The sequence below is a fragment of the Nonomuraea aridisoli genome, from assembly GCF_003236395.1.
Taxonomy (GTDB): Bacteria; Actinomycetota; Actinomycetes; order Streptosporangiales; family Streptosporangiaceae; genus Nonomuraea; species Nonomuraea aridisoli.
In genome coordinates this window covers 1-6482 of the sequence record NZ_POUD01000394.1, presented here as the reverse complement: position 1 = coordinate 6482, position 6482 = coordinate 1, and the positions used below count along the sequence as shown (strand labels likewise).

7 protein-coding genes are annotated in these 6482 nt (G+C 73.1%); 3 read left to right on the top strand and 4 right to left on the bottom strand.

All coding sequences use genetic code 11. The annotated features are described in order from the left end of the window. The first annotated feature begins 214 nt into the window (after window positions 1-214). Window positions 215-1213 carry an aldo/keto reductase family protein gene (locus C1J01_RS45075; protein ID WP_111185148.1) on the top strand — a complete coding sequence of 333 codons (999 nt, stop codon included), beginning with the start codon at window positions 215-217 and terminating at the stop codon, window positions 1211-1213. 73 nt (window positions 1214-1286) lie between these two features. Here the strand turns inward: C1J01_RS45075 and C1J01_RS45070 are convergent, their stop codons facing one another. Next, the gene (locus C1J01_RS45070) at window positions 1287-1493 is read right to left on the bottom strand and encodes a hypothetical protein (protein WP_111185147.1); all 207 of its coding nucleotides are present in this window, start codon (window positions 1491-1493) and stop codon (window positions 1287-1289) included. A 137-nt stretch (window positions 1494-1630) separates the two neighbouring features. Here C1J01_RS45070 and C1J01_RS45065 point away from each other — a divergent pair, with 137 nt between their 5' ends. Further along, entirely contained in the window at window positions 1631-2632 is a 1002-nt protein-coding gene (locus tag C1J01_RS45065) for a bifunctional adenosylcobinamide kinase/adenosylcobinamide-phosphate guanylyltransferase (protein ID WP_111185146.1), read from the top strand. Here C1J01_RS45065 and C1J01_RS45060 read toward each other — a convergent pair. Beyond that, complete coding sequence (locus C1J01_RS45060) at window positions 2629-3426, bottom strand: ABC transporter ATP-binding protein (RefSeq protein WP_111185145.1); 798 nt, start codon at window positions 3424-3426, stop codon at window positions 2629-2631. The two genes, C1J01_RS45065 and C1J01_RS45060, sit on opposite strands and share 4 nt — an antisense overlap. A 35-nt stretch (window positions 3427-3461) precedes the next feature. Between C1J01_RS45060 and C1J01_RS54215 the strand changes: the two genes are divergently transcribed. Continuing rightward, on the top strand, window positions 3462-4424 hold the full coding sequence (locus C1J01_RS54215) for an adenosylcobinamide-GDP ribazoletransferase (RefSeq protein ID WP_111185144.1): 963 nt from the start codon (window positions 3462-3464) through the stop codon (window positions 4422-4424). 60 nt (window positions 4425-4484) lie between these two features. Here C1J01_RS54215 and C1J01_RS45050 read toward each other — a convergent pair whose 3' ends face one another. Together C1J01_RS45050 and C1J01_RS45045 are read right to left on the bottom strand one after the other, a co-directional pair. Beyond that, window positions 4485-5384, bottom strand: coding sequence for a CPBP family intramembrane glutamic endopeptidase (locus tag C1J01_RS45050; RefSeq protein ID WP_111185143.1), 900 nt, complete (start codon window positions 5382-5384; stop codon window positions 4485-4487). Then, window positions 5381-6352, bottom strand: coding sequence for a DUF1648 domain-containing protein (locus C1J01_RS45045; RefSeq protein ID WP_111185142.1), 972 nt, complete (start codon window positions 6350-6352; stop codon window positions 5381-5383). Before C1J01_RS45045 ends, C1J01_RS45050 begins: the two co-directional genes overlap by 4 nt. Window positions 6353-6482: the final 130 nt, after the last annotated feature.

Genomic DNA, 6482 nt, shown 5'->3' with positions numbered 1-6482 from the left:
CCCATTCCCCCGCCCATTCCCGCGATCAGTCCTGCCCACGATCGACGCGGCGGGGCCGGGGGCGCCGGCGATGGCTCGGGCATGCGGGCGCGGCGGCGCAGCCGTACCGCCACCGCGGCCAGGATCGCCGCCGTCAGCGCCAGCCGTACGATCTTCAGCACGCGCGCACCCTACCCCGACCGAGGGCCTATTCGTCGGCATTAAAGTCTGACGCATGGAATTCCGACACCTCGGTCGCAGCGGTCTCATGGTCAGCGAGATCAGCTACGGCAACTGGCTCACCCACGGCTCCCAGGTCGAGGAGGACGCCGCCAAGCAGTGCGTGCAGGCGGCGCTCGACGAGGGCATCACCACTTTCGACACCGCGGACGTCTACGCGGGCACCAAGGCCGAGGAGGTGCTCGGCCGGGCGCTGAAGGGCGTCCGCAGAGAGTCCCTGGAGATCTTCACCAAGGTCTACTGGCCGACCGGCCCGGGCAAGAACGACCGCGGTCTGTCCCGCAAGCACATCTTCGAGTCGATCCACGGCTCGCTGCGCCGCCTGCAGACCGACTACGTCGACCTCTACCAGGCGCACCGTTTCGACTACGAGACGCCGCTCGAGGAGACCCTCAAGACCTTCGACGACCTCGTACGCCAGGGCAAGGTCCTCTACGTCGGCGTCAGCGAGTGGACCGCCGACCAGATCGCCCAGGCGCTGAAGATCGCCGACGAGATGGGCTTCGACCGCATCGTGTCGAACCAGCCCCAGTACTCCATGCTGTGGCGGGTCATCGAGTCGGAGATCGTGCCGCTGAGCGAGAAGGAGGGCGTCAGCCAGATCGTCTTCTCCCCGATCGGGCAGGGCGTGCTGACCGGCAAGTACGTGCCCGGCCAGCAGCCTCCGGAGGGCTCCCGGGCCACCGACAAGAGCGGCAGCGCCATGATCGCCCGGTTCATGAAGGACGACGTGCTCAGCCGCGTGCAGGAGCTGAAGCCGATCGCGGCCGACCTGGGCCTCACCATGGCGCAGCTGGCGGTCGCGTGGGTGCTGCAGAACCCGAACGTCGCCAGCGCCATCGTCGGCGCCACCCGCCCCGAGCAGGTGCGCGACAACGTCAAGGCGGCGGGCGTCAAGCTCGACGCCGAGGTGATGAAGCGGATCGACGACGTGCTGGGATCGGTCGTCGAGCGCGACCCCGCCAAGACGGTCAGCCCCAACCCGCGCGCGTAACCACCTGCGCACCGGAACGCAAAAACCCCTTGAGCGCCGCCGGCGGCTCAAGGGGTTTTCCGTCAACCGGACCTCACTCCGGGCGCAATGACAGACCCGCGTATTCGACGCGATCCTCTTCCAGCAAGGCGACCTGTTCGACACCTGACTCGAGCAGGTCCCGCCAATTCTCACCCAGCCAGGACTCGGCGTCGGCCTGGCTCGGGAAAATCTCCCGCGGCAAAGGGCGATCCGTTACCTCACCACCGTGTGCGTTCTCATAACGCCACCGCCATGTCATGCCATACGCTCCTTTATCCCGGGTGCGCCGGCGCACCCTTCAGCAGGCACTGGGAACCCTACTCCCGAGCGTGCGGGGCGATCGATCTCCGCGCGCGGGTCGCGGGGCCAGGCGGCGGGTTCTGTACGCTCGGCGCGGTGAACGTCCTCCTCACCGGTACGGCCGGCGCGACGGGCTGGCCCGATCCGGGCTGCCGGTGCGCCTCGTGCGCCGTCCTGCCGCCGGATCACCGCCGGCCCTTCGGGCTGATCGTGGACGGCGTGGTCCGGTTCCCCTTCGACGACCTGCCCGCCGGCTACCGGGCCCGGGCCGGCGGCCTGGGGCTCGTCTGCCCGGACGGCTCCCGCCTGCTCTGCCTGCCGCCCGGCGTGCCCGTGCCGCGGGAAGAGGCGGTTCCGTACGACGTCGTGCTGATCGACCTGCTGGACCGGCCGCAGCGCCTCGGTGAGCTGCGGCGGGCCGGGCTGGCCGGCGAGGCGACCCTGGTCGTGGCCGCCTGGCTCGACCACCGGGTCCGGTCGGAGGAGGAGTTGTCCAGGCGGCTGCGGCTGTGGGGGGCGCTGGCCGTACCGGACGGGACGCGGCTGGACGGCTCCTGGCGCGTGCGCGACGCCGGGCCGGGGCCGCGCCGGGCGCTGCTGCTGGGCGGGTCGCGGTCGGGGAAGTCGGCGGAGGCTGAGCTGCGGCTGGCGGCGGAGCCGTACGTCACCTATGTCGCCACCGGGCCGGACGGCGCGGGCGACGGCGAGTGGGCCGTGCGGGTGCGGGCGCACCGCGAGCGGCGGCCCGCGCACTGGGACACCGCCGAGACCACCGACCTGGCCAAGGAGCTCCGCGCGGCCACCGCGCCGCTGCTGATCGACGGCCTGGGGACGTGGCTGGCGGCGGTGTTCGACGAGCACGGGGCATGGGAGGGCGACCGCGCGCCCGTGGCGGCCCGCTGCGACGAGCTGGTCGCGGCGTGGCGGCAGGCGACGGAGCGGATCGTGGCGGTCTCCGACGAGGTGGGGATGGGGGTGGTGCCCGCGACGGCCAGCGGGAGGGCGTTCAGGGACGCCCTGGGGCGGCTGAACGAGCGCCTGGCCGCCGAATCCGAGTACGTCGCCCTCGTGGTGGCCGGACGCCCCCTGGAGCTCTAGCGGGCCGCTCTGGCGTACCAGCGGCCGTCGAGGCGGTCGACGTCCAGCGGGCGGCCGAAGCACTCCGACAGCAGCGGCGAGGTGAGCACGTCCTCGACCGGGCCGGCGGCGAGCACCCGGGCGTCGCGCATGAGCAGGGCGTGCGACGTCGTGGCGGGCACCTCCTCCAGGTGGTGCGTCACCGTCACGGTGGTGAGCACGGGCCGGATCGTGGCCAGGTCCTCCACCGCCGCGATGAGGTCCTCCCTGGCCGGCAGGTCGAGCCCCGCGAACGGCTCGTCGAGCAGCAGCACCGCCGGGTCGCCCATGAGCGCCCTGGCCACCCGGATCCTGGCCCGCTCGCCCTGCGAGCAGACGCGGAACGGCCGGTCGGCGAGGTCCTTGCAGCCCAGGTCGGCCAGGAGCCGGTGGGCCCGCTCGCGTTCGGTGTCGCCGTACTTGTCCCACAGCGGGACGCTCGTGCCCGTGTGGCCGGTGAGCACGACGGTGTGCGCGGTCGCGCCCTCCTCCTCCATGAGCTCCTCGTCGACCAGCCGCTGGCTGGCCGCGACCAGGCCGATGTGACGGCGCAGCTCGCGCAGGTCGACCCGGCCGAGCTGGTGCCCGAGCACCCTGACCGCGCCCTCGCTGGGGTGGCGTACGCCGCCGGCCAGCGAGAGCAGCGTCGTCTTGCCCGCGCCGTTGGGGCCGAGGATCACCCAATGATCGCCGTAGTCCACCCGCCAGTCGACGCCGGCCAGCAACGACTTGCCGACGACCCGGACGCCCACGCCTTCCAGTTCAACCACGTGCATCCCGACACCATAACGGCCCTCTAAGATCGCCCGTTATGCGACTGATGGACGGGCTGCGGTTCGCCGTGGGCACCCTCACCGTCTTTCCCGTCCACGTCGAGCGGGTGGATCGGAAGGTGGCGGGCTCCGCGATGGCGCTGGCCCCGGCCGTCGGGGTGGTGCTCGGCGTGGTCGCCGGGCTGCCGCTGCTGCTGCCCGGGCCGCCGCTGCTTGGGGCGGCGCTGGGGCTCGGTCTGCTCGCCCTGCTGACGCGGGGGCTGCATCTCGACGGGCTGGCCGATCTCGCGGACGGGCTGGGCAGCGGCAAGCCGTCCGGCCAGGCGCTCGACATCATGAAAAAGTCGGACATCGGGCCGTTCGGCGTGATGGCGCTGGTGTTCACGCTGCTCGTCCAGGCCGTCGCGCTCGCGGACGCGGGGTTCGCGGCGCTGGTGACGGCGTGCGTCGCGGGGCGGCTGGCGCTGACGTGGGCCTGCCGCTCGGGCGTCCCCGCCGCCCGCCCCGACGGCCTGGGCGCGATGGTCGCCGGAACGGTACGCCGCCCGGCCGTCTGGCTCGCCACCGTGGCCGCCCTGTGCGCGCTCACCGCACTGGGCGCCGTGATCAGCGCCGCCGCCGGGCCGGGCGGCCGGATCGCGGACGCCCGCGCCTGGCTGACCGGCGCCGACCCGCGCGACACGGCGAGCGAGCCGGCCCCCGGCCTGGTATATGAGGACGATCTTCCCGAGTGGGGCGGCATGGCGTCGGAGCCCCTCGTCGGCCTGGAGTGGGGCCCCATGCTCCTTCCCGCAGGCGCCGGGCCGGACGCTACCGGTCTGCTGGGCTCCGCGTGGGCGCTGGTGGTGCCGCCGGTCGCGCTGCTCGCCGGCCTGACCGCCGCCCTGCTGCTCCTGCGGCGCGCCAGGCGGCGGCTCGGCGGGATCACCGGTGACGTGCTGGGCGCGCTCGTGGAGACCGCGACGGCCACCACCCTCGCGGTCTACGCGATCCTCTGCTGAGGTCCTGGGCTCGGGTCCTGGGCTCAGGTCCTGGGCTCAGGTCATGGGCTCAGGTCTCCGTCAGGAGACCGGCTCGGGGGACGGCTGCGGGGTGCGTACCGACACGAAACGCAGCAGGACGGCGGCCAGCACGGCGAGCAGGACCCAGCCCGCCAGGCCCGTGATGCCGGTCAGGACCTCGTTCGGCGGCGCGGCGGCGTCGCCGAGCAGCAGGCCGAGCGGCGCGATGGCGTTCAGGGAGCCGTGCGCCACCACCGCGGGCCACACGCTGCCCGTGCGCAGCCGCAGCCAGCCGACCACCACGCCGGCCAGCACGCAGAACCCGATGAAGTACAGCGCCGCCCAGGAGCCGAGGCGCGGGTAGTTGTAGCCGAGCAGGGTGAGCGGGGCGTGCCACAGGCCCCACACGGCCCCGGAGAGCAGCAGGCCGGTGAGCACGCCGTTGCCGGCGACCAGCCGGGGCAGCAGCCAGCCGCGCCAGCCCCACTCCTCGCCGAGGGCCGGGATCGCGTTCAGGATCGGGCCGGCCACGACCGCGAGCACGACCTGGACGACCGCCACGGTGCCCAGCTCGGCGGGGACGTCCATGCCGCGCGCCTCCAGCGAGGCCCGCAGCAGGCTGAGACCGTCGAGGTCGAGCGGGGCCAGCCCGGTCGCGGCCCCGAGCCCGATGGACAGGAACACCAGCAGCGGCACGCCGAGCCAGGTGGCCAGCACGAGCAGGCCGGTACGCCTCTTGTCGGGGCCGAGCGTCAGCCCGGTCTCCCGCGCCCACGATCGGGCCGGAGTGCGGGTGAGCGCCCACACGCCGAGCACGCCAGCCGTGGGCGTGAACATCATGAGCGTGGCCAGCACCCCGGTCAGCGGCGAGGCGAGCCCGCCGCCGAACCACAGGGGCAGCGCCACCGCCCAGGACAGCCCGAAGGCCAGGACGATGAAGACGAGCAGAGGTCTTTTCATGGGTTCACCCGCTCAGCGATGAGGGCGTTGATGAGGGACGCTCCGCGCTCGGCGTCGTCGACGCTGATGGTGAGCCGACCGCCGGAACGGTAGCGGACGACGAGGCATTCGCCGCCGCGCAGCATGATGGTGGCGCTCCCGGGCACTCCGCGGAAGCCCCAACCTCCGACCTGAGCCGGGTGCACCCGCTCCGACCAGGCGGAATCGATCTTGGAGAGCGGGATCCTGCGCCTCGGCCGGCCCAGGGGGCCGAAGCCGATGACGACCCGCTCGCCGCCGACCCTGACGGTGAGCGACATGGTCGCCAGGGAGACGACGAGCACGATGACGCCTATGGGCAGGAGAGAAGCCACGACCCCGCCGGACGCCTGGCCGGTGACCGTCAGCATGACCGCCACGAGGGTGACGGCCAGGGAGGCCAGACCCGCCACGACGAGCCACGGGTTGCTGACGTGGCCGACCCAGACCGTCCGCCGGCCGGGCTCGAGCCGCAGCCGGGGCGGCGCCTGGCTGCCGGGGGACGGCTCGTCCGGCTCGCCCCTGCCCAGATAGCCGCAGACCGCGCCGGCGACGAGCGCCGAACCCAGCGCGGCGGCGACGTGCCAGCCGGGCAGCAGCGCCGAGCGCCAGTCCGGCACGTCGAGGTTGGCCGCCAGCGTCGAGGCGTTCACGCCGAGCATGAGCACGCCCATCCCGAACAGCAGGCCCCACCAGCAGGCGCGGTACATCCGCATGGTCATGCCCCGCCCGAACGCGGCGACCGCCACGAGGATCCCCCCGGTGACCGCCCAGATCAGCACGGAGGTCACCACGTGCCCGGTCAGGGAGGCGGCGGAGTCGGGAACGCCGGAGGACCCCCAGTGCGTGGCCATCGGATCGGGCAGTCGGTCGCGCACCGCGAAGGGCGAGATCAGCAGCACCGCCCCTACGAGCAGGCCCCAGACCACGGCGATGACACGGGGTTTCACGGGAGTTCCTCCAGGATCGAGATGAGGTCGTCACGGCCGTAGCCGTACCTTCTGGCCTCGTCCAGCAGCTCGCGCGCCCGCTGGACGAGGCCAGAAGGTACGGCTACGGCCGTGACGACCTCATCTCGAT